Annotated in this window: 22 protein-coding genes, 1 tRNA gene and 1 pseudogene; 13 read left to right on the forward strand and 11 right to left on the reverse strand. The window is 71.2% G+C overall.

The genetic code is table 11. The annotated features are described in order from the left end of the window. Positions 1-265: 265 nt before the first annotated feature. The 6 genes from QSK21_RS30255 to clpS all read right to left on the reverse strand — a co-directional run bounded on the left by QSK21_RS30255 (position 266) and on the right by clpS (position 4,237). Positions 266-1,213, reverse strand: coding sequence for a PLP-dependent cysteine synthase family protein (locus tag QSK21_RS30255; RefSeq protein ID WP_285700870.1), 948 nt, complete (start codon positions 1,211-1,213; stop codon positions 266-268). A gap of 18 nt (positions 1,214-1,231) precedes the next feature. Next, positions 1,232-1,504: a MoaD family protein gene (locus QSK21_RS30260; RefSeq protein WP_285700871.1), complete on the reverse strand. Its 273-nt coding sequence runs from the start codon at positions 1,502-1,504 to the stop codon at positions 1,232-1,234. A 321-nt stretch (positions 1,505-1,825) separates the two neighbouring features. Next, positions 1,826-2,254: a M67 family metallopeptidase gene (locus QSK21_RS30265; RefSeq protein WP_285700873.1), complete on the reverse strand. Its 429-nt coding sequence runs from the start codon at positions 2,252-2,254 to the stop codon at positions 1,826-1,828. A 43-nt stretch (positions 2,255-2,297) separates the two neighbouring features. Continuing rightward, positions 2,298-3,257, reverse strand: coding sequence for an MEDS and STAS domain-containing protein (locus tag QSK21_RS30270; protein ID WP_285700874.1), 960 nt, complete (start codon positions 3,255-3,257; stop codon positions 2,298-2,300). Between the two features lie 110 nt (positions 3,258-3,367). Continuing rightward, complete coding sequence (locus QSK21_RS30275; protein WP_285700876.1) at positions 3,368-3,913, reverse strand: DUF2017 domain-containing protein; 546 nt, start codon at positions 3,911-3,913, stop codon at positions 3,368-3,370. Positions 3,914-3,940: 27 nt separating this feature from the next. Then, a complete protein-coding gene (gene clpS, locus QSK21_RS30280) occupies positions 3,941-4,237 on the reverse strand; it encodes an ATP-dependent Clp protease adapter ClpS (protein WP_285700899.1) in 297 nt (98 codons plus the stop codon). Positions 4,238-4,448: 211 nt separating this feature from the next. Between clpS and QSK21_RS30285 the strand changes: the two genes are divergently transcribed. Genes QSK21_RS30285 through QSK21_RS30300 form a run of 4 tightly spaced genes read left to right on the forward strand, consistent with a single transcriptional unit; the run spans position 4,449 to position 7,741 of the window. Next, on the forward strand, positions 4,449-5,717 hold the full coding sequence (locus tag QSK21_RS30285) for a nicotinate phosphoribosyltransferase (protein ID WP_502871611.1): 1,269 nt from the start codon (positions 4,449-4,451) through the stop codon (positions 5,715-5,717). A gap of 50 nt (positions 5,718-5,767) precedes the next feature. After that, on the forward strand, positions 5,768-6,346 hold the full coding sequence (locus QSK21_RS30290) for an isochorismatase family protein (protein WP_285700879.1): 579 nt from the start codon (positions 5,768-5,770) through the stop codon (positions 6,344-6,346). 1 nt (position 6,347) lies between these two features. After that, positions 6,348-6,875, forward strand: a complete 528-nt coding sequence (locus tag QSK21_RS30295; protein ID WP_285700880.1) for a gluconokinase — start codon at positions 6,348-6,350, stop codon at positions 6,873-6,875. Continuing rightward, positions 6,875-7,741, forward strand: coding sequence for an LLM class flavin-dependent oxidoreductase (locus QSK21_RS30300; RefSeq protein ID WP_285700881.1), 867 nt, complete (start codon positions 6,875-6,877; stop codon positions 7,739-7,741). Before QSK21_RS30295 ends, QSK21_RS30300 begins: the two co-directional genes overlap by 1 nt. On the opposite strand, the gene QSK21_RS30305 is transcribed toward QSK21_RS30300, so the two are convergent. The 4 genes from QSK21_RS30305 to galU are packed head-to-tail and all read right to left on the reverse strand — an operon-like array spanning position 7,738 to position 10,880. Then, positions 7,738-8,214: a MogA/MoaB family molybdenum cofactor biosynthesis protein gene (locus QSK21_RS30305; RefSeq protein ID WP_285700882.1), complete on the reverse strand. Its 477-nt coding sequence runs from the start codon at positions 8,212-8,214 to the stop codon at positions 7,738-7,740. The genes QSK21_RS30300 and QSK21_RS30305 overlap by 4 nt on opposite strands. Before the next feature lie 8 nt (positions 8,215-8,222). Continuing rightward, the gene (moaC, locus tag QSK21_RS30310) at positions 8,223-8,720 is read right to left on the reverse strand and encodes a cyclic pyranopterin monophosphate synthase MoaC (RefSeq protein WP_285700883.1); all 498 of its coding nucleotides are present in this window, start codon (positions 8,718-8,720) and stop codon (positions 8,223-8,225) included. Continuing rightward, a complete protein-coding gene (glp, locus tag QSK21_RS30315; RefSeq protein ID WP_285700884.1) occupies positions 8,717-9,931 on the reverse strand; it encodes a molybdotransferase-like divisome protein Glp in 1,215 nt (404 codons plus the stop codon). Before glp ends, moaC begins: the two co-directional genes overlap by 4 nt. 25 nt (positions 9,932-9,956) lie before the next feature. After that, entirely contained in the window at positions 9,957-10,880 is a 924-nt protein-coding gene (gene galU, locus QSK21_RS30320) for a UTP--glucose-1-phosphate uridylyltransferase GalU (RefSeq protein WP_285700885.1), read from the reverse strand. A 33-nt stretch (positions 10,881-10,913) separates the two neighbouring features. Here galU and QSK21_RS30325 point away from each other — a divergent pair, with 33 nt between their 5' ends. The 7 genes from QSK21_RS30325 (at position 10,914) to QSK21_RS36225 (ending at position 19,340) form a co-directional block, all read left to right on the forward strand. Then, on the forward strand, positions 10,914-11,495 hold the full coding sequence (locus tag QSK21_RS30325) for a 5-formyltetrahydrofolate cyclo-ligase (RefSeq protein ID WP_285700887.1): 582 nt from the start codon (positions 10,914-10,916) through the stop codon (positions 11,493-11,495). A 185-nt stretch (positions 11,496-11,680) separates the two neighbouring features. Continuing rightward, a complete protein-coding gene (locus tag QSK21_RS30330) occupies positions 11,681-12,670 on the forward strand; it encodes an NAD(P)-dependent oxidoreductase (protein ID WP_285700889.1) in 990 nt (329 codons plus the stop codon). A gap of 140 nt (positions 12,671-12,810) precedes the next feature. Next, entirely contained in the window at positions 12,811-14,295 is a 1,485-nt protein-coding gene (locus tag QSK21_RS30335) for a potassium/proton antiporter (protein ID WP_285700890.1), read from the forward strand. A 106-nt stretch (positions 14,296-14,401) separates the two neighbouring features. Beyond that, on the forward strand, positions 14,402-14,731 hold the full coding sequence (locus tag QSK21_RS30340; RefSeq protein ID WP_285700891.1) for an FmdB family zinc ribbon protein: 330 nt from the start codon (positions 14,402-14,404) through the stop codon (positions 14,729-14,731). An 839-nt stretch (positions 14,732-15,570) separates the two neighbouring features. Next, a complete protein-coding gene (locus QSK21_RS30345; RefSeq protein WP_285700892.1) occupies positions 15,571-17,661 on the forward strand; it encodes an MMPL family transporter in 2,091 nt (696 codons plus the stop codon). 111 nt (positions 17,662-17,772) lie between these two features. Beyond that, positions 17,773-18,600: an S-methyl-5'-thioadenosine phosphorylase gene (locus QSK21_RS30350; RefSeq protein WP_285700893.1), complete on the forward strand. Its 828-nt coding sequence runs from the start codon at positions 17,773-17,775 to the stop codon at positions 18,598-18,600. 182 nt (positions 18,601-18,782) lie between these two features. Continuing rightward, positions 18,783-19,340 carry an SAF domain-containing protein gene (locus QSK21_RS36225; RefSeq protein WP_352231343.1) on the forward strand — a complete coding sequence of 186 codons (558 nt, stop codon included), beginning with the start codon at positions 18,783-18,785 and terminating at the stop codon, positions 19,338-19,340. Between the two features lie 262 nt (positions 19,341-19,602). Here QSK21_RS36225 and QSK21_RS30355 read toward each other — a convergent pair. Then, positions 19,603-19,674 (reverse strand) — tRNA-Arg (locus tag QSK21_RS30355). A gap of 574 nt (positions 19,675-20,248) precedes the next feature. On the opposite strand from QSK21_RS30355, the gene QSK21_RS30360 reads away from it, so the two are divergent. Together QSK21_RS30360 and QSK21_RS36230 are read left to right on the forward strand one after the other, a co-directional pair. Next, a complete protein-coding gene (locus QSK21_RS30360; RefSeq protein ID WP_285700894.1) occupies positions 20,249-21,274 on the forward strand; it encodes a D-alanyl-D-alanine carboxypeptidase family protein in 1,026 nt (341 codons plus the stop codon). A 468-nt stretch (positions 21,275-21,742) separates the two neighbouring features. After that, positions 21,743-21,985: pseudogene (locus QSK21_RS36230) on the forward strand (helix-turn-helix domain-containing protein); the annotation flags it as partial. Positions 21,986-22,157 lie beyond the last annotated feature (172 nt).

Consider the following 22,157-nt stretch of genomic DNA (forward strand, 5'->3'; position numbering starts at 1 on the left):
AGCCCCTGACCGGGGTCAGCGGTCACCGCCGCGAGCCGTCAAGGCGAGCGGCGGGGATCGCTGACCCCGCATCGGGGGGTGTGGGGGGTCGCCCCCCCACACATGTCACAGCCCCAAAGGGGGTGCAGGGGGCGGAGCCCCCTGCCGGGGTCGTAGGGGCGGAGCCCCTACCCGGGGTCAGCGGTCACCGCCGCGAGCCGTCAAGGCGAGCGGCGGGGATCGCTGACCCCGCACCGGGGGGTGTGGGGGGTCGCCCCCCACATGGCTACGCCCAGAGTTGGCCTTCTAGGCTTGCCTCTGCCTCCTCAAGGGTGCCGCCGTAGGCGCCCGTCGAGAGGTACTTCCACCCGCCATCGGCCACAACGAACACGATGTCGGCACGCTCTCCCGCCTTGATGGCTTTGCGCGCCATGCCGAGGGCGGCGTGGAGGGCGCCGCCGGTGGAGATGCCGGCGAAGATGCCTTCGTGTTCCAGGAGTTCGCGGGTGCGGCGCAGGGCGTCCTTCGAGCCGACGGAGAATCTGGTGGTGAGGACGGTTTCGTCGTACAGCTCGGGGATGAAGCCCTCGTCGATGTTGCGCAGCCCGTAGACGAGTTCGCCGTACCGGGGCTCGGCCGCGACGATCTTCACGTCGGGGACGCGTTCGCGCAGGTAGCGGCCGACGCCCATCAGCGTGCCGGTGGTGCCGAGGCCGGCGACGAAGTGGGTCACCGAGGGCAGGTCGTCGAGGATCTCCGGGCCGGTCGTCTCGTAGTGCGCCAGCGTGTTGGCCTCGTTGCCGTACTGGTAGAGCATCACCCAGTCGGGGTGTTCGGCGGCGAGCCGCTTGGCCACCCTGACCGCCTCGTTGGAGCCGCCGGCCGCGGGCGAGGAGATGATCTCCGCGCCCCACATGCGCAGGAGCTGGCGGCGTTCGGCGGAGGTGTTCTCCGGCATCACGCAGACCATCCGGTAGCCGCGCAGTTTGGCGACCATGGCCAGGGAGATGCCGGTGTTGCCGGAGGTGGGTTCCAGGATGGTGCAGCCGGGGCTGAGCAGCCCGTCCTTCTCCGCCTTGTTGATCATCCAGAAGGCGGGACGGTCCTTCACCGAGCCGGTGGGGTTGCGGTCCTCCAGTTTGGCCCACAGCCGCACGTCGGGGCCGGGGGACAGCCGGGGCAGGCCCACCAGCGGGGTGCGGCCCAGCGACTCCAGCAGCGAGTCGAAACGCATGGCGTCGTGGGTTCCGGCTCAGCCGCCGGCGACGGCGGGGAGGATGGTGACGCTGTCGCCGTCGGACAGCTCGGTCTCCAGGCCGCCGAGGAACCGCACGTCCTCGTCGTTGAGGTACACGTTGACGAACTTGCGCAGGCCCTTGTCGTCCACCAGCCTGTCCCGGAGGCCGGGGTGCCGGGTGTCCAGGTCGGAGAAGAGCTCGTCGAGCGTGCCACCCTTGCCTTCGACGGCTTTGGCACCGCCGGTGAGGTTGCGCAGAATCGTCGGGATCCGGACCTCGATCGCCATCGCGAAGATCTCCTTCGGTCGTACGGGCTCCCCGCCCACGGCATCACAACAGGGCGGGGCGCGGGGGAATTCCGGGCTGTGGGGAGCGTTCGGCGTCCCCGTGGCGCGCGTCAGCGACAGTCGTAGACGACCTCGGCACGCGAATGGCCGAAGAGGAAGCTCTGCACCGGCGGCACCGAGCACGGCGCGACCGCCCGGTGTCGCCCGGTCCCCTCGCGCTGCTCGCCGCTCCGCATGCGGGCCAGTTTACCGGTGCCTGGTTTCGCGTCCGCCCTGGCGCGGGGCCGCATGCCGGGGCGCCTCACGCGACCTCACGCGACCTCACGAGTACGAGTCGACGATCTCGACCTTCTCCTCGACGACCTCGCCGTCGACCAGGAGGTAGGAGCGGAACTCGATCTCCTCGGGGTCGCGGGTGGAGACGATCACCCGGTGCACCCGCGGGTCGGCCAGCGGGGAGCGCAGGTAGTCGATGTCGGTGCGGGACGGGTACGCCTCGGTCGAGGTGTGCGAGTGGTAGTGGACGATCATCTCTTCGTCCCGGTCGCTCATCTCCCTGTCGACCTTGATCCACTCTCCGGAGTCGAAGTCGTGGTAGGTCGGCGACCGTTGCGCGTTGGTCATCGGGATGAACCGGGTGGGGCGGTCGGAGCCCTCCGGCCCGGCGAGCAGCCCGCATGCCTCGTCGGGGTGGTCGGCGCGCGCATGCGCAACGATCTTGTCAACCAGGGAACGCTCGATCGTCAGCATGAGCCGAAGGGTACCCGCACGTGGAGCGGGGCCTTCTAGTGGGCTAGTGGGCGGGCTCTCCGATCGAGACGCCGGGCGCCCGTTCCAGGCCGGTCGCCCGGAGCATCCCGGCGAGCCGGGGCGGGACGCCGCGCAGGAGCACCTGCCGCTGGCGGCCGCCGCTGGTGCGCCCGGCCTCCACGATCCGGCGCAGGCCCTCCTCGTCGCAGGAGTGGAGCCCGGAGAGGTCGAGGCAGACCAGCCCGGCGCCCGGGGGCAGGACCCGCAGTACGCGGTCGAGCGCGGGCCTGGTGGCGGCGTCGAGCGTCCCGGTCAGCGCGAGACCGGGCGGGCTGAAGAGCGGTGTGACGCGGAGCGACCCGTCGTCGTACAGGTCGTCGGCGCGTGCCCGCGCGTGGTGGTGGGACTCCATCCGCTCCAGCCGGGGCGCGGGGAGGCGGCGCCGGTCGTACTGGCACAGCATCATCGCCACGATGCGGGCGCCGCGCAGGACGGGTTCGACGCGGCGTTCGCACGCGGCCACGCGCCGGGCGAGGAACTCCGCCTCGGCGGCCAGGTCGACGGGACGCCCGGTCGCGGGGGCGGGCGGCAGCAGCGGCCATTCGCCGGTCAGCCGGATCCCCCGGTGGCCCTGGAGCAGCGCCAGTTCGGTCTCGGTGGCGAGCAGGCCCATCGTCTCGCCGGGCCGGAACCCGCGGGTGCCCCGGTAGACCTCCGCGACGGTCCGGATCACCAGCCGGCCGTCGTCCAGCGCGGCGGCCAGGTCGAGCCCGGCGGCCTGCGGCAGGGTTTCGAGCCTGGCGGGACGGGGCCGCAGACAGACCGGCAGGACGTGCGGGCTCTCCTGGTCCGCCAGGTAGACGATCTTGTGTTCGGCGGCCAGGCCGTCCCTGACGTAGGAGAACAGCACCGACCGGCGCTCGTCGGCGTCGACATAGGCCAGGCAGAGGTGATCGCCGCGCTCCATCCGCCCGACCGCCCTCAGGGCCGATGAGATCGTCATCCGATCAAAATATCAACACCGAAAGCGACGGCGTCGGGACATAGCGTAGCAATCCACGCCGACGCCGTGGCCGGACGCGGTCATCCGGGCGGTACGCGGCCCGGCGCGCCTCACCACAACGCGCGGACGAGGGACTCCTGGAACATGGTCAACCAGTCGTAGGCGGCGAACATGGGGGTACGCGGGTCGTTCGGGTCCAGGGCGGCGGCCTCCTCGTACCACTCCTCCGTGATGTCGAGCCGGGTGCCGAGGGCCAGCCGCACGTCGTTGAGCGCGCGCAACCACACCTGCGCCTGCTCCTGGTCGAGCATGACGTCGGCGCCTTTCCGCGTGTCGCCGACCGCGCCCAGCACCGTGGCGGCCGCGTCCCGCTTGCCGTCGCGCAGGCCCATCTCGGTGTAGCGGCGGAACTCCACGGCCGCCGCGTCGTCCTGGTAGGCGTCGGGGAACAGCCGCGCCAGCACCGGGTCGTCGGGCTTGGCGGCCTTGTCCGCGATGCCCAGCGCGGCCAGCTCGTCGCCCTCGCCCGGCCGCTCGCCCAGCAACTCCAGCATCTGTTCCATGAGCACCCGTACCAGGGCGGCCTCTTCGGGCTCCAGCCGGATACGGACCCCTCGTGCCCCCCGGAGGGCGCCGCCGGCCTTGGTGACGTTCACAGGTCACCGGGCCGGGTCGCCGCGGACTCAGTCATCGCGCTTCACGGTGGCCCACAGCCCGTAGGAATGAAGGATCTCGACGTCGCGCTCCATCTCCTCGCGGGTCCCGTTGGCCACGACCGCGCGGCCCTTGTGGTGGACGTCGAGCATGAGCTTCTCCGCCTTCGGTTTGGGGTATCCGAAGACGGTCTGGAAGACGTAGGTGACATAGGACATCAGGTTGATCGGGTCGTTCCAGACGATCGCCAGCCACGGACGGTCCGCGCTCCGGTCCTCGCCGACGTCCGGCCGGTCCAGCTCGACCGGCGCGGGTGCGGTGCTCATGCTCATGCCGCTCATGGGCCCGCTCTCCTCGCACTCCTCATCGGACACCATCGGATCATCGTCTTCCTCCATGGTGCACGCCCGGCCCGCGTGCCGCACGCGCCGCCTCCCCCTAGGCAGTACGCGCGACGCGCCCTTTAGGGTTCCAGGTGTGGACCTTGGCGAGCTTGGCGGAAGCACCGCGCTGCTGACCGACCAGTACGAGCTGACCATGCTCCAGGCCGCGCTGAACAGCGGCACCGCCGACCGGCGCGCGGTGTTCGAGGTGTTCGCGCGGCATCTGCCGAACGGGCGCAGGTACGGCGTCGTCGCCGGAACGGGTCGCCTGCTGGACGCGATCGAGGCGTTCTCGTTCGACGAGGCGGCGCTGGAGTTCCTGAGCGCCCGCGGGGTGGTGGACGAGACCACGACGGCATGGCTGGAGAAGTTCAGGTTCACCGGGAACGTCTGGGGCTATCCCGAGGGCGAGTGCTATTTCCCGGAATCGCCGATCCTGGTGGTGGAGGGGACGTTCGCCGAGGCCGTCATGCTGGAGACGGTCGTGCTGTCCATCCTCAACCACGACTGCGCGATCGCCTCGGCCGCCTCGCGGATGGTGCAGGCGGCGCAGGGACGGCCGCTGATCGAGATGGGGTCCCGGCGCACCCACGAGCGGGCGGCGATAGCCGCGGCGCGCGCCGCGTACGTCGCGGGTTTCGCCACCACGTCCAATCTGGAGGCGGGCCGCCGCTACGGCGTGCCCACGGCGGGGACCAGCGCGCACGCGTTCACGCTGCTGCACGACAGCGAGCGGCACGCGTTCGAGGCACAGCTCGCCTCGCTCGGGCAGGGCACGACCCTGCTGGTCGACACCTACGACGTCGAGCGGGCCGTGCGCACCGCCGTCGAGCTGGCGGGGCCGTCGCTGGGCGCGGTCCGGATCGACAGCGGCGACCTGGGCGTGATGGCCCGGCGGGTACGCGCGCAGCTCGACGAGCTGGGCGCCCACGACACCCGCATCGTGGTCACCGGCGACCTGGACGAGTACGGCATCGCGGCGCTGGCGGCCGCGCCCGTGGACGGCTACGGGGTGGGGACGGCCCTGGTCACCGGCTCGGGCGCGCCCACGGCCTCGCTGGTCTACAAACTGGTGGCGCGGTCGGACGGGCCGGAGGACGACGCGCCGATGCGTTCCGTCGCCAAGCGCTCGGCGGGCAAGCCGACGCGGGGCGGGCGCAAGGCCGCGATCCGCCGTTTCGACGCGCGCGGCACCGCGTACTCCGAGGTGCTCACCACGGGCGAGCCCACGCCGGGGCCGCGCGACCGCCTCCTGCACGTCCCGCTCATCCAGGACGGGACGGTGGTCGGCCGCGAGACGCTGGAGGCGGCCAGGGAACGCCATGCCCGGGCGGTGCGGGAGCTGCCCGCGACCGCGCTCCAGCTCTCCAAGGGCGAGCCCGCCCTCCCCACCGAGTTCCTCGACGGCGGTCCGCGGCGCTGAGGCCCCCGTGGGGTAGCGTCACAAGGGGAATGGGGAACGAGGAGTCGACCATGGGCAAGGCTCTGATCATCGTTGACGTGCAGAACGACTTCTGCGAGGGCGGGTCGCTGGCCGTCGAGGGGGGCGCGGACGTGGCGCGGGCCATCTCCGAGTACGTGGCCGCGCGGGGGGACGAGTACGACCACATCGTGGCGACCCGGGACTTCCATCTCGACCCGGGCTCGCACTTCTCCGACACGCCCGACTTCGAGGAAAGCTGGCCGCCGCACTGCGTGATCGGCACCGAGGGCGCCGACTTCCACCCCAACCTGTCGCTGGGGCCGATCGAGGCGGTGTTCAGCAAGGGACGGCAGGAGGCCGCGTACAGCGGGTTCGAGGCGGTCTCCGACCAGGACGTGCCGCTGGAGGAGTGGCTGCGCGACCACGACGTGGACAGCGTCGACATCGTCGGCATCGCCACCGACCACTGCGTCCGCGCGACGGCAGTGGACGCGGCCAGGGTCGGGCTCACGACCACCGTCCTGCTCGACCTCACCGCGGGGGTGTCGCCGACGACGACCGAGCGGGCCCTGAGCGAGCTGAAGTCGGCGGGCGTGGCCCTGTCCGGCAGCCCGGTCGTGAAGACCTGACGTGGCCGAGACCCTCGTCATCATCGTCATGGGGGTGTCCGGTAGCGGCAAGACCACCGTGGGGGCGCGTCTGGCCGAGCGGCTGGGCTGGGATTTCGCCGACGCCGACGACTTCCACACGCCGGGCAACATCGCGCGGATGAGCGCGGGGATCCCGCTCACCGACACCGAACGGGAGCCCTGGCTGCGGTCCATCGCCGAGTGGATCGGGGGGCGGCTGGAGTCGGCGGCGCCCGCCGTGGTGACCTGTTCCGGCCTCAAGCGCCGCTACCGGGAGGCGCTCGCCGGCGGGCGGCCGGGCGTCGCGCGGGTGTTCCTGGACGAGGGCCACGACGTGATCGCGCGGCGGATGGAGAGGCGCCGGGAGCATTTCTTCCGTCCCGGCCTCCTCGACAGCCAGTTCCGCGACCTGGAGCGTCCCACGCCGGACGAGGGTGTGGTCACGGTCGCGAACACCGGCACGCCGGAGGAGACGGTCGCCGCCATCGTGTCGGAGCTGGGACTGGAGACCACCCCGGCGGAGAGCTGATGGACATCGGTATCGGGCTGCCGTCCACCATTCCCGGCGCCGGGCCCGAGCGGATCCTGGGCTGGGCGGTGGCCGCCGAGGAGCGGGACTTCAGCACGCTCGCGGCGATCGACCGGCTCGTGTACGGGAACACCGAGCCGCTGGTCACGCTGGGCGCGGTCGCGGCGGTCACCCGCGGGATCCGGCTCATGACCTCGATCCTGCTGGTGCCGTTCCGCGTGAACGCCGCCCTGGTGGCCAAGCAGGCCGCGACCGTGGACCACCTGTCCGGCGGGCGGCTGGTGCTGGGCATGGCGGTCGGCGGCTACGAGGACGACTACGCCGCGTCCGGGGTGCCGTTCGCGGGACGCGGCGCGCGGTTCGACGCGATGCTGGACGAGATGACCCGCGTCTGGGCGGGCGAGAGGCGCGGCACGGCGGGGCCGATCGGTCCCGCGCCGGGGCTGGGACGCTCCCGGATCGTCTTCGGCGGCGGGAACGAGCGGACGTTCGCCAGGATCGCGCGCTGGGGCTCCGGCTGGATCGCGGGAAGCCGCGGCGTCGGCTCGTTCCGGCGGGGCTCCGAGGGCGTCCGGCGCGCCTGGGAGGCGGCGGGACGCGACGGCACGCCCCGGCTGATGGCCCAGCCCTACTTCGCGCTCGGGCCGCGTGCCCGCCAGAACGCAGAGGCGTTCCTGGGCGACCACTACGCCACCGAGGGGGCGGCGGGCATCGAGCAGGTCGTCGCGTCCTCGCTGACCAGCCCCGCCGCCGTACAGGACGCGGTCGCGGCCTACGCGGAGGCGGGGTGCGACGAGTTGCTGCTGTTCCCGTGCGACCCGGATCCGGAACAGGTGGGGCTGCTCGCGGAGGTCCTGCGCGCCTAGGCCGTGGGCGATCTCGGGTGGTCGCCGCCGTTGATCTGGTCGACGGCGTGCGCCAGGACCCGTCCCAGCACGGCCATGCCGTCGCGGACCCCGCCGGTCGACCCGGGCAGGTTCACGATGAGCGTGCGGCCCGCGACCCCGGCCAGGCCGCGCGACAGGATCGCGGCCGGCACCTTGTCGCGTCCCTCCATCCGGATGGCGTCAGCGATCCCGGGGATCTCGCGTTCGATCACCAGCCGGGTCATCTCCGGCGTCCGGTCGGTGGGGGTGAGGCCGGTGCCGCCCGAGGTGACCACGGCGTCGTAGCCCTGCTCCACCGCGTCCCGCAGCACCTCGGCGACCGGCTCGCCGTCGGGGATCACCACGGGCCCGTCCACCTGGCAGCCCAGGTCCTCCAGCAGCTCCACCAGCACGGGCCCGGAGGTGTCGGCGTAGACCCCGGCCGCGGCCCGGTTGGAGACGGTCACCGCCATGACCCTGATCACGGCCGCCGCCAGACGCCGGTCTTGCCGCCGGTCTTCTCCTCGACCCGCACGTCCGTGACGACCGCGGCCGGGTCGAGCGCCTTCACCATGTCGACCAGCGCCAGCGCGGCCACGGTCACCGAGGTCAGCGCCTCCATCTCCACGCCCGTGCGGTCGGCGGTGCGGACGACGGCGGCGATGGCGACGCCCCCGTCCTCGATCCTCAGGTCCACCTGCACGCCGTGCAGAGCGATCGGATGGCACAGCGGGACCAGGTCGGGCGTGCGCTTGGCCGCCATGATCCCCGCGATCCTGGCCACGGCGATCGCGTCGCCCTTCGGGACGTCGCCCGCGCGCAGCGCCTCGACGGTGACGGGCGACAGGCGGACGAAGCCGGTGGCCGTCGCCGTCCGCACGGAGACGTCCTTGCCGGACACGTCGACCATCCGGGCACGGCCCGCCTCGTCGACGTGGGTGAGCCCGTGGGCGTGGGTGTGCTCGGAATCCATGCTCATGACGGGAGCCTCATGACGTGTACCTGGGTGCCGGCCGGCACCGCCTCGACGTCCTCGGGCAGGACGATCAGGCAGTCGGCGGACGACAGCGACCACAGCTGATGGGAGCCCTGTGTCTCGGCGGGGGTGACCTCGTACGCGCCCTGCCGCGGCGCCAGCCGTCCGCGCACGAAGTGCCGCAGCCCCGCCGGGGAGGTGACGTCCTCGGTGAGCACGGCGGGCCACGTGGGCAGCGGTTCGGGCGGCAGCCCTTGCATGGCGCGCAGCGCGGGACGCACGAAGACCTGGAACGAGACGAAGGCGCTGACCGGGTTGCCGGGCAGCGTGAAGATCGGCGTCCCGTTCAGCAGGCCGAAGCCCTGCGGCTTGCCCGGCCGCATCGCCACCCTGCTGAACACGACCGATTCCTGCGCCTTCGCCGTGAACACCTCCTTGACGACGTCCCTGGCGCCCATGGACACGCCACCGGAGGTGATCAGCGCGTCGGCGCGGGCGAGCTGGTCCTCGATCGACTCCAGGACCTCGGCCGGCTCGTCCCCGACGGCCGCCTCGCGGTAGCCCTTGGCGCCCGTCTCGTTCACGGCCGCGGTCAGCATGAAGCTGTTCGAATCCCAGATCTGGCCCGCCGCCAGCGGCGTGCCGGGCTCGCGCAGCTCGGTGCCGGTGGACAGCACCACCACGCGCGGGCGCGGGCGCACCGAGACGCGGGACCGGCCCACCGCCGCGATCATGCCGAGCTGGGCGGCGCCGAGCCGGGTGCCCGCCTCGACCACCACCCTGCCGGCCGGCACGTCCTCGCCCGCCCGGCGGATGTAGTGACCGGGCGGAACGGGACGGGTGATGCGCACCGTGGCCGTGCCGCCGTCGGTCCACTCCACCGGGATCACCGCGTCCGCCCCGGCCGGGATCGGCGCGCCCGTCATGATCCGGGCGCTCAGCCCGGGACGGATCGCCGATACGCCCACGTCGCCCGCCGCGATGTCCCCGACCACCGGCAGCGTCACCGGATCGGACTCGGTGGCGCCGGCCACGTCCGCCGCGACGACGGCGTACCCGTCCATCGCGGAGTTGTCGAACGGCGGCAGCGGCACCGGCGCCTCCACCGGCTCGGCCAGCACCCCGCCCTGCGCCTCCAGGAGCGCCAGGTCCAGTGGCGGCAGCAGCGGCACGGCGCTCAGGATGCCCGCGAGATGCTCCTCGACCGATCTCATGCCCACGGCCCCGTCTTCCGCGCCGTCACGACTCCCCAGGCGAGCCGTCGTGGTTCTTGCGGACGAACTCGCGCAGCCACGGCATGAACTCCGGCGCCAGGTCGGGACGCTCGGCGGCGAACTGCACGACCGTGCGCAGGTACTCCTGCTTGTTGCCGGTGTCGTAGCGGCGGCCCCGGAACTTCACCCCGTACACCGTCCCGCCCTCCTCGACCGGCATGCGGGCGAGGGTGAGCAGCGCGTCGGTGAGCTGGATCTCGCCGCCGCGTCCCGGCGGGGTCCGGTCCAGGACCTCGAAGACCCTGGGGTCGCAGACGTACCGGCCGATGATGATCCAGTTGCTGGGCGCCTCGTCCTGGGGCGGCTTCTCCACCAGGTCGGTGATCTTGACGACATCGTCCTCGTCGGTGGGCTCGACGGCGGCGACGCCGTACGAGGACACCTGGTCGGGATCGACCTCCATCAGCGCCACCACGCTGCCGCCCAGCCGCGAGCGCACGTCCATCATGCGCGTCAGCAGCGGGTCGCGATGGTCGATCATGTCGTCGCCCAGCAGCACGGCGAACGGCTCGTTGCCGACGTGCTGGCGGGCGCAGAGCACCGCGTGCCCCAGCCCCTTGGGCTCGCCCTGCCGGACGTAGTGCATGATGGCCAGGTCACTCGACTTGCAGACCGAGGCCAGCCGGTCCTCGTCGCCCTTGGCGCGCAGGGCCTCCTCGAGTTCGTAGGCCCGGTCGAAGTGGTCCTCGATGGACCGCTTGCTCCGGCCGGTGATCATCAGGACGTCGACGAGCCCGGCGTTGACCGCCTCCTCGACGACATACTGGATCGCCGGTTTGTCGACGATGGGAAGCATTTCCTTGGGTGTCGCCTTGGTGGCGGGCAAGAATCGGGTACCGAGGCCGGCCACAGGGACGACGGCCTTGAGAACTGGTTCGAAGTCGGCCATGAACCGACCTTAGTCATCCCGGGGGAGCCCACCGTGCAGCACACCGCCGCCAAGTCCGATCTCCGCGCGGCGACGCTGGCCAGGAGGTCGGCGATGGACCCGAGGGCCCGCGCCGAAGCGGCGCGCTCGCTGCGCGACGCGGTGCTGGCGGTGCCGGAACTGGAGATGGCCGGGACTGTCGCGGCCTATGTGTCGATCGGCACCGAACCGGACACCCGGGGGCTGCTGCTGGCGCTCTGGAAGCGCGGGACATATGTGCTGCTCCCGAGGCTGCGACCGGACAACGACCTCGACTGGGCGTCGTACGAGGGGCCCGACTCGCTGGTCCCCGGGCCGCACGGATTGCTGGAACCGTCCGAGCCGCCGCGCGGCCCGGACGCGGTGTCGAGCGCGGACGTCGTGCTGGTCCCGGCGCTGGCGGTCGACCGCCGTGGGATGCGTCTCGGGCGCGGCGGCGGGTCCTACGACCGGGCATTGGCCAGAGTCGGCCCCGCGATCCTCACCGCCGCTCTGATATACGACGGGGAACTGATCGACGCACTGCCCGCCGAGCCGCACGACCGGCACGTCCGCGCCGCCGTGACCCCCTCGGAGGGTCTCGTACGGTTGACCTGACGCCGTTGGAGGCATTGAGGGCGCTGGGAGCTCTTGGGTGCTCGCTATGAAGGCTTGGAGACGTCGGTGACGTTCGGTACGGGGTGACGTTCGGTACGGGGTGACGTTCGGTACGCGGTGGCGTTCGGTACGCGGTGGCGTTCGGTACGCGGTGGCGTTCGGTACGCGGTTACGGAGGTTTACGCATGGCGACACCATGGCGGGTGCTGACGCTCGCGCCGTTCGGCAAGGACTTGGTACGGGGGCTGTTCGAGCCGCTGGGAGACGCGGTCGAGCTGCTCTTCCCCGAGTCCCGTGACGAGGACGGCCTGCTCGCCGTGCTGCCCGACGCCGAACTGGTCATCGGCGACTTCACCGGGCTGTTCTCGCTGGACAAGCGGGTGCTGGAGGCCGCGCCGCACCTGGCGTTCGTCCAGACGCCCAGCGTCGGGACCGACAGCGTGGACGTCGACATGCTGGCGAAGGCGGGCGTCCCGGTGGCCAACGCCGCCGGCGCCAACGCCCGTGGGGTCGCCGAATGGGCCTTGGGCGCGGCGCTGGTGCTGTGCCGCCACCTGGCCTGGGCCGACCGCGGCGTCCGTGCCGGCGGATGGCCGCAGCGGGAACTGCTGGCCCGCAACCCACGCGAGATCCACACGCAGCGTGTCGGGATCGTCGGGTACGGCGCGATCGGCTCGGAGACGGCCCGGCTGTTCGAGGCGCTGGGCGCCCCGGTGTCGTACTGGTCGAGACGGCGCCGCCCGGAGGCGTCCGCCACGTACCGGGAGCTGGACGACCTGCTCGCCGTCTCCGACATCCTGGTGCTGACCCTGCCGCTGACGCCGGACACGCGCGGCCTGCTGGACGCCCGCCGCCTCGCCCTGCTCCCCGACCGGGCGCTGCTGGTGAACGTGGGACGCGGCGGCGTCGTCGCGGACGACGTGGTGGCCGAGGCGTTGGAGTCGGGTCGGCTCGGCGGGGCCGCGCTGGACGTCTACGAGCAGGAACCGCTGCCGCCCGATCATCCGCTGCGCTCCCGCGAGGACGTCCTGCTGTCGCCGCACGGGGCGGGCGGCACCGGCCAGGCCCAGATCAACATCGTCTCGGCGGTGCGCGACAACATCACCGCCGCCGTCACGGGCAAGCCGGTGGCCAACGTGGTGAACGGCGTGGACCCCCTGGTCAGGCGCCGTTGAGCCGGATGGCCGCCCGGCGGCACGACCGGCCCGGCGGGCGGTGGCACGGCCGGCCCGGCGGGCGGCCGCCGTTATGTGGCCGATACCGATATCAATAGGATTCCAAAAGATCAGTTCGCCGATGACCCGAGGGGTGGGATGTGCGTCTCGACATCTGGCTACTCCTTGGGTCCACGCTGATACTTTCCGCGATCGTCGCGGTACGCCTGTCGCACCATCTCGGCCTGCCCAGCCTGCTCGCCTATATGGGCATCGGGCTGTTCATCGGCGAGGGCGGCCCCTTCCACATCAACTTCGACAACGCCGAGCTGGCCGAGACCCTCGGCCTGGCCGCGCTCGTCCTGATTCTCGCCGAGGGCGGCATCACCACCAGTTGGCGGAACGTGCGCCCCGCCGTCCCCGCCGCGGTCTCGGTCTCCACCCTGGGCACCCTGATCAGCATCGTGGTGACCGCCCTCGCCGCCCTCTGGCTGCTGGACGTGGACTGGCGGGTGGCGTTCCTGGTGGGGGCCGTGCTCGCGCCCACCGACGCCGCCGCGGTGTTCTCCGTCCTGCGGCGGCTGCCGCTGCCGCCACGGCTGACCGGGCTGCTGGAGGCCGAGTCCGGCTTCAACGACGCCCCCGTGGTGATCGTCGTCATCACGCTCAGCACCCACTCCACCGCGCCCGACCTGCTCGAACTCGCCGGGATCATGGTGTACGAGCTGATCGCGGGCGGCCTGATCGGGATCACGATCGGCTGGCTCGGCGCGCAGGCTTTGCGCCGCGTGGCCCTGCCCGCGTCCGGGCTCTACCCGATCGCCGTGCTGTCGCTGTCGGTCGGCTCGTACGGGACGGCGGCGCTGGCGCACGCCAGCGGGTTCCTCGCGGTGTACGTGAGCGCGCTCGTCCTGGGCAACGCCCGGCTGCCGCACCGTCCCGCCACCCGCGGGTTCGCGGAAGGGGTCGCCTGGCTGGCCCAGATCGGGGTGTTCGTGATGCTCGGCCTGCTGGCGTCCCCGAGCGACCTGCCCGGCCAGATCATTCCCGCGCTGATCATCGGGTTCGTCCTGCTGCTGGTGGCGCGCCCGCTGTCGGTGCTGCTGTCCACGATCGGGTTCGGCATGTCGCTGGGCGAGAAGGCGTTCGCCTCCTGGGCCGGGCTGCGCGGCGCGGTCCCCATCGTGCTGGCCACCATCCCGATGGTGCAGAACGTCCAGGGCTCGGAGACGCTGTTCGCGATCGTGTTCAACATCGTCGTCCTGTTCACCGCCTTGCAGGGGCCCACCCTGCCGCTGGTGGCGCGCTGGTGCGGGCTGCGCGGCGGCGACGAGCCGCGCGAGCTGGACGTGGAGGCCGCCCCGCTGGGGGAGCTCCACGCCGAACTGCTGGAGATCAGGATCCCCCCGGACTCGCGGCTCAACGGCGTGGAGATCTTCGAGCTGCGGCTGCCCCCGGGCGCCTCGGTCACCCTGATCGTCCGGGACGGCAACAGCTTCGTGCCCGAGCCCACCACCCCGCTGCGCGCCGGCGACACCCTGCTGATCGTCAGCACCGACACGGTCAGGGAGGCGGCGGAACGCCGCATGCGCGCGGTCAGCCGCCGCGGCAAGCTGGCCGGCTGGTTCGGCGAGTCGGGCGCCTGACCGCCGAGTCTCGGAACAGGGTGACGGCTCATGGTGTTCAATGCACGGGTACGATTAGCAGTCGATCGAGATGAGTGCCAATCAGGCTTGGCGGCGAGGAGGACCCGTGCCGACGTATCAGTACGTTTGCACCGAGTGCGGTGAACCTTTGGAGGTCGTGCAGAAGTTCAGCGACAGCGCGCTGACCGAGTGCCCGGCATGCTCCGGCCGCCTCCGCAAGGTGTTCTCGGCCGCCGGGATCATCTTCAAGGGCTCCGGCTTCTACCGCACCGACAGCCGCAGCTCCGGCACGTCGAGCTCGACGTCCACCTCCTCCAAGGACTCCGCCAAGTCTGACAAGTCGGACTCGTCGTCGAAGTCGGAGAGTTCGTCCTCGTCCTCGTCGGAGTCGTCTTCGTCCTCGTCGTCCGCGAGTTCGTCGGAGAAGGTCGCCTGACCTGCGGCGAGAATCCCGGCCCTTGTCGAGCTGGGCGCGAGCGTGGCTCGCACGCCCTCGATCAGGGTCGCGTAAGGCGTACCGTCCGCTTCCAGGGCCGCGTGGAGACTTTCCAACGCGGCCCGGTTCGCTCTTAGCAGCCAATCGTCCCGGCAAAGGGCCGCATACTCCAGCACGACCGGCAGTGAGTCCGCCGGCTCCTCCCCCGCGTCGTAGTCGGCCTGCCTGTAGAGCTCGGCGAGATGGCCCCGCATGAACCGGCGCAGCTCCTCATCGAGATCGCGGTAACCCGCCAGGTTCAGGCGTCCGCCCCCGCACACCTCCCGGTACTCCACCGTCAGGCGGATAGGGGTAGTGCGGTCCACGTGGTCGAGGAAGGCGTTCAGGCACCGCCGCGGCGCCCCCTGCGGCACGTCGGCGAGCGCCGCCCGCAGCATCGGGCGCCGATCGTAGAAGCGCTGATCAGGGTACGCGAGCAGCAGCGACGCCGCCCGCCACACCACGATGTCCACCGGCACCCCCGTCACCACTCCCCGTCACCGGTTCCGTGAAGGAAGTGAACGACCTGTCGTTTCGACGTCCCGTTGGACGGTCGTCCTCAGGTACACGGTTCCGGGGTCTTCCTACTCCCCGCGCAGTAGCGGCGGCGCACCCCCTGGCCCCAGCGGCGTAGCGAGGTTCCACCCCTCCGCCGGAAGCGCGCCCACCGCATCCCGGGCAACCATTAGGGCACGACATATCGCGATGTGATAGCCCACTCGATATGAACAGCCCTGGAGCAGCATATGAGTTCACCCAGCCCGGCCCCGCCGCGAACGTGGGCCCATCGACTCACCTCCGTGATCGCCGGTAGACGCACCAAATGGGCCGTCCTGGCCGCCTGGATCGTCCCGCTGACCGCCCTGGTCTTCCTTGGCCTGCTGCCCGGCGACCTCGGCGAGGTCGAGGAGAACGACGCCGCCGCCTGGCTGCCCGAGAGCGCCGAGTCCACCCAGGTCGTCGCCCTGCAAGAACGGTTCCGCACCGACGACGTCGCGCTCGCCGTGATCGTCTACGAGCGTCCCGGCGGGATCACCGCGGCCGACCAGGCCAAGGCCAAGGCCGACACCGCCGCGTTCGCCAAGCTGCCCGGCGCGCGGCAGCCGCAGGGCCCGTTCCCGGCCAAGGACGGCAAGGCGCTCCAGACCCTCGTACCGCTGGAGGACATCGACCTGATCAAGGCCGTCGAGGACGCCCGCGAGCTGGCCAAGCGCGGCCCGCCCGGGCTGAACGCGCACGTCACCGGCCCGGCGGGCGGCATGGCCGACATGGAGGAGGTGTTCGAGACCATCGACGGCTTCCTGCTGCTGGCCGCGGGCGGCGTCGTGATCCTGCTGCTCCTGATCATCTACCGCAGCCCGATGCTGTGGTTCGTCCCCGTCCTCAGCGCCGTCATCGCGCTCGGCCTCGCCCAGACCGTCGTCTACCTGCTGGCCAAGCACGCCGACCTCACCGTCAACGGGCAGAGCGGAGGCATCCTCACCGTCCTGGTCTTCGGCGTCGCCACCGACTACGCCCTGCTGCTGGTCGCCCGCTACCGCGAGGAACTGCACCGGCACGAGGACCGGCACGAGGCCATGGCCTTCGCCCTCCACCGCGCCGGGCCCGCGATCCTCGCGTCCGCCGCCACCGTCGCCGTCGGCCTGCTGTGCCTGCTGGTCGCCGAGCTGAACTCCACCGCCGGCGTGGGACCGGTCGCCGCCGCGGGCGTCGTCACCGCCCTGCTGTCCATGACCACCCTGCTGCCCGCCCTGCTGGTGATCTGCGGCCGCTGGCTGTTCTGGCCGCTGGTGCCGCGCTACGACGCCAAGTACCTCGCCCCCGAGGCGTACGAGTCCGAGCACGGCATCTGGAGCCGGATCGCTCGCGTCGTCAGCGCCCGTCCACGCCTTATCTGGGCGGTCACCGCCGCCGGTCTGCTCGTGCTGACCCTGGGCCTGACCACCCTGAAGTCCGACGGCCTGTCCAACGCCGGCCAGTTCGTCGACAAGCCCGACTCCATCGTCGGCGCCGAGGCCGTCGGCCGGCACTTCCCCGCCGGATCCAGCGATCCCGCCGTCATCATCGCCAGGGCGTCCGCCGCCGACCAGGTCGCCACCGCCGCGCGCGGCACGCCGGGCGTCGCCGAGCTCGGCAGGCCCACCACCGCCCAGGGGCTCGTCCAGTACGAGGCCGTCCTGCGCGACGCCCCCGACACCGAGGCCGCCCGCGACACCATCGAACGGCTGCGCGCCAACGTCCACGCCGTACCGGGCGCCGAGGCCAAGGTCGGCGGCACCAGCGCCATCACGCTCGACACCATGCGCGCCGTCGACCGCGACAACAAGGTGATCATGCCGATCGTCCTCGCCGTCGTGTTCCTCATCCTGGTCGCGCTGCTGCGCGCCCTGGTCGCGCCGCTACTGATGATCGCGACCGTGGTGCTGTCGTTCCTGGCCTCACTGGGCGCCTGCTCCGTGATCTTCCAGGAGCTGTTCGGCTTCGAGGGCACCGATCCCGGCCTGCCCCTGCTGGCCTTCATCTTCCTGGTCGCACTCGGCGTCGACTACAACATCTTCCTGATGCACCGGGTACGCGAGGAATCGGCGTCCCTCGGCACCCGCCGAGGCGTGGCGAGGGGCCTCACCGTCACCGGCGGCGTGATCACCTCGGCCGGGCTGGTCCTGGCGGCCACCTTCGCCGCCCTGGCCACCCTTCCCTTGGTGATCCTCGCCGAGATGGGCTTCATCGTCGCCTTCGGCGTCCTGCTCGACACCGTCATCGTCCGCTCGCTCCTCCTCCCGGCCCTCTCGCACGACCTGGGCCGCCGCATCTGGTTCCCCGGCCGCCTGGCGAAGGAACAGATCACCCCCGACCGCACCGACCCCCGCGTCCTGGAACGGGTCGGCTGAGATCGCGAGGCAGGGCCCGGCCGTCACCGGCCGGGCCCTGTAGGGGTGGAGTTATCCACAATCATGCGAGCCACTCCCGGCGGCCGGGGCGGGCTCGTTAATGTCATCGGCATGTCTCAACCGCCTTCCGCGTCCCAGCCCTCCGCCGAGATCGGGGTGATCGGCGGGTCCGGGTTCTACTCCTTCCTCGACGACGTCCACGAGGTCGAGGTCGACACCCCGTTCGGCCGTCCCAGCGACACCCTCACGATCGGCGCGCTGGCCGGCCGCCGTGTCGCCTTCGTCCCCCGGCACGGACGCGACCACCGGTACCCGCCACACAAGATCCCGTACCGGGCCAACCTCTGGGCCCTGCGCTCCCTGGGCGTCCGCCAGATCGTGGCCCCCAGCGCCGTCGGGTCCCTCACCCCCGACCACGGCCCCGGCACCCTCGCCATCCCCGACCAGCTCGTCGACCGTACGTCCGGGCGCGCGCAGACCTTCTACGACGAGGGTGGCGCCGTCCACCTGTCCTTCGCCGACCCGTACTGCCCGATCGGCCGCGAGGTCGCCGTCTCCACCGCCCGGCGGGCCGGGTGGCCGCCCGTGGACGGCGGCACCCTCGTCGTCATCGAGGGCCCCCGCTTCTCCACCCGGGCCGAGTCCCGGTGGTACGCCGCCCAGGGCTGGACCCTGATCGGCATGACCGGCCATCCCGAGGCCGTCCTGGCCCGCGAGCTGGCCCTCTGCTACATCCCCGTCTGCCTGGTCACCGACCTCGACGCCGGCATCGAAGAGGGCGAGGGCGTCACCATGGAGGAGGTCTTCCGCGTCTTCGCCGAGAACATCGACCGCCTCCGCCCCCTGGTCGCCGACATGATCAAGTCGCTGCCCACCGACCGCGCCTGCCCCTGCCCCCACTCCCTGGACGGCATGAGACTGCCCCTCGACCTCCCTTAATCCCTACCTCCGCCCCTGAGTGCCGAGCCGCCGACGACCCGGCGCTACCCGCCCACGCCCGAAAGCTGTCCAAGGATCATGACTGCCACCAGCAACGACCGTCCAAGCGCCGCCACTCCGAACCTGGCGGAAGGCATCTCATGGGTCGCCGCCTAGAGCGCTGTCGCAGGCCCCTGGCCGCGATGTTCGCCGCCGCCGGAACGGGCTTCGCCCTGCTGGCCCTACGTCCCGACCCGACCCCGATCGGCGCGGAGGTCCTCGTGGCCGCCCGAGACCTCCCCGCCGGCACCACTCTCCGTCCCCCCGACCTCCGAAAGGCGCGCCTCCCAGAAGCAGCAATCCCATCCGGAGCGATCCGAACCCCGGCGACAGGCCGCATCCTGGCCGGCCCCATGCGTCAAGGCGAACCCCTCACCGACGTGAGACTCGTCTCCAGCGCCCTCCTACGCGCCTACGGCCCAAGCACGGTCGCCACCCCGGTACGCATCGCGGACTCAGGCACGGTCCGGCTCCTCCGCCAAGGCGACCACGTAGACGTCCTCTCAGCCGACACCCCACCCACCGGCAACCCCCACACCGGAAGAGCCCGCCTGCTCATAGCCTCCGCCCCCGTCATCGCCATCCCACCGCACCACCCAAACGACCAGGGCGCCCTCATAGTCCTGGCAACCAACCGCCCCCAAGCAACAACCCTCACCGCCGCCCGCCCACCCCTAGCAATCACCATCACCCACCCCTAACCACCACCCCCAAAACCACCCCACCCAACCAACCCCACCCACGAGGAGCCCCACCACCCAACACCAGTAGCTCCCACCCACCAGCACGCCCCACCCAGCACCATGGGCTCCCATCCACCAGCAGCACCCCCGGCGGAAAAGCCCGCCAGGTAGTCCCCACCCGTCATCGCCCTACCACAACAACGACGGGCCGATCAGGGCGCATCGGTGTTCTTCGCGTGTATGCCCAGGTCAGCAGCTAGTTTGGCTGATCATGGGAGGGTGCCCCCGGCAGGATTCGAACCTGCGCACCCGGTTTAGGAGACCAGTGCTCTATCCCCTGAGCTACGAGGGCCTGGTGCCGCTTGCCCGGATGAGCGTAGCGGACGACCACCTCCAGGGTAGGGGAAGACAAGGGCGGTTGCTCACACTTATCGGGCGTGGGCGAGTGGGTCTAGGCCAGGTTGCCGGGGGGTCGGTACGCTTCGGTCCGTGATGGCTCGGGGTGGTTCGCGGTCTAGGTGGGGGTTCGTTGTCGCCGGGGCCGTCCTCGTGGCTGTCGCGGTAGGCGTGATCTTGGTTGTGGGTGGGACGGAACCGGAGCCCAGGCCCCAGGCGGTGCGGACGGTGACCCCTTCGACTCCGAAGGCGCCACCTGAGACGCATCCCACGCGGGGGGAGTATGTGCCGCCGAGGCCGGCACCCGTGACGCGGGCGCCGGAGCCGGAGCCGAAGGTACGGCCGTCGGCCAAGCCGAGTCCTTCGCCGGAACGCCGTCATCGCGGGTTTTGCCCCAGGCGGTGGAGGGAGATCCCGGAGTTGCGGCGCTGGTGTGATCGGCACGGATTCCGAACTCGGTGAAGTCGTCTGTGAACTTGTAGTAGCGTTCCTGCCGCTGTCGTCCTTTTGGGCATCAGGAGGAACCCACCGTGCCAATCCCCCGGTCGGCGGTGCTGACCGCGGTCTTCCTGGTGATGGCGGTGATCGTCGCCGGGCCGGGATCGGCCGCGGCACGCGAGGATCCCGTTCAGGAGCTGCGACGTCTGGCGTCCAAGGCACGCGCCGATCTGGAGAAGGCCACCGAGCAGATGAAGGCGCGCCAAAAGGCGTTGGCGCAATCCCAGGAGCGGCTGCGGGTGACGCTCAAGGATCTGGCGGTGGCCGAGGGTGAGCTGAATCAGATCAGGGGGCCGCTGGCCAGGCTGGCGAACGCCTCGTACCAGCAACCCGCCTTCGGCTCGATGTCGATCTTCGGCGCGGGGGACGCGGAGGAATCGTTGCGGGCCACCGCGGACGTGACGCATATCGCCAACGGGCAGCAGGCGCTCGTCCGGCAGGCCGACCAGCTACAGCGGCGCCGTCAGCAACTCGCGTCCACGGCTCAGGATTTGCAATCGCGCAACGCGGTGGAACAGACACGGCTCCAGCAGGAGATCGACTCCCTGAGGACACGGTCGGTCCAGTTGACGAGGGACCTCACGGCCAGGCTCAAGAAGCTTGAGGCCGAGCGGGAGCGCAAGCTGCGTGCGCGGTGCGACAAGAGCCTGGCCGCCAAGTCCAGGGAATTCCCCAATGGATTGATTCCGGCCAAGTACCTGTGCCCGCTGCCGCAGAAGGGCGAGCAGTTGCGCGCCGATGCGGCGCTGGCCTTCTACAAGCTGAACGCGGCGTACACGCGGCGGTTCGGACGCGAGATGTGCGTAACGGACTCCTACCGCAGCCTGGCCGATCAGCAGCGCGTCTACTCCCAGCGGCCCGGATTCGCAGCGGTCCCCGGCACCAGCAACCATGGCAAGGGACAGGCCCTGGACCTGTGCGGGGGAGTGGAGAACGCCAGCACGGCACAGTTCAACTGGCTGGAGGCCAACTCCCGCAAGTACGGCTGGTTCCATCCTTCCTGGGCCTACAGCAACCCCTACGAGCCCTGGCACTGGGAGTACGGAAGCGAAGGCTAGTCACCCGTCTGCCGCCAGGCTTGCCGCTTGTCCGCGCTGCTGCTTCTTCGTGCTATTCGTTGATGCCGTCGGTTCGTGCTGGTGGGTGGAGTGTGGTGTTGGGTGGTGGGGGTTATCGGTTCTGGGTGAGGGCTACCTGTAACTGCGCAAGCTGCTGAGGGACGCGTACACCGCCTGGCAACCGACCGCTCCCAGCAGCCACCCTCACCGCCACAGGCCCGCCCATAGCAATGACCATCACCTATTGGTGGCCACAAAGCCTGCAATCAAGCCCAACCACTCCATCCATCAGCGACCACAGCGCGAGCAGCACGGCCGCGGCGGGCCTGGCAGGCCGGCGGGACGGCTGCGTTGGCCTCCAAAGGCGCTGGCGGCGCGAAGTGCAAACTGACCGATGAGCAGGTCATCGCCTTGGAGGAGGCGTAGGAGCTCGGGCCGGCCGCGCACGGCTGGACCGAGGATCAGCGGTGGACTCTCGCGCGGATCGCCGAGGTGATCTGGGGATTGTTCACCGTCTCCTACACCCCGGCCGGGGTGGATGTGCTGCTGCACCGGATCAGGTGGAGCGTGCAGGTGCCCACCCGCCGCGCTGCCGAGCGCGACCAGGACAAGATCGACCGGTGGCGGGCGCAGGTGTGGCCAACGGTGGAAACACCGCGGGCGACCTGGGCGCCTGGCTTTGCTTCGAGGACGAAGCCGGCCAGGGGCTAAGGCCGCCCAAATGCACCACCTGGGGACGGCGTGGACGCACACCGGCTGAGCTTCCCCCCGTTCACCGGACACCTGTCCTGAGGTCACCGGCGATCATCAGGAAGGATGTTCGTCATGCCGTCACCACACCCGCCCGAGTTCCGGCGCCGCGCGGTCGAGCTGGCCCGCCAAG

Source organism: Actinomadura sp. NBRC 104412 (genome assembly GCF_030269515.1).
Taxonomy (GTDB): Bacteria; Actinomycetota; Actinomycetes; order Streptosporangiales; family Streptosporangiaceae; genus Spirillospora.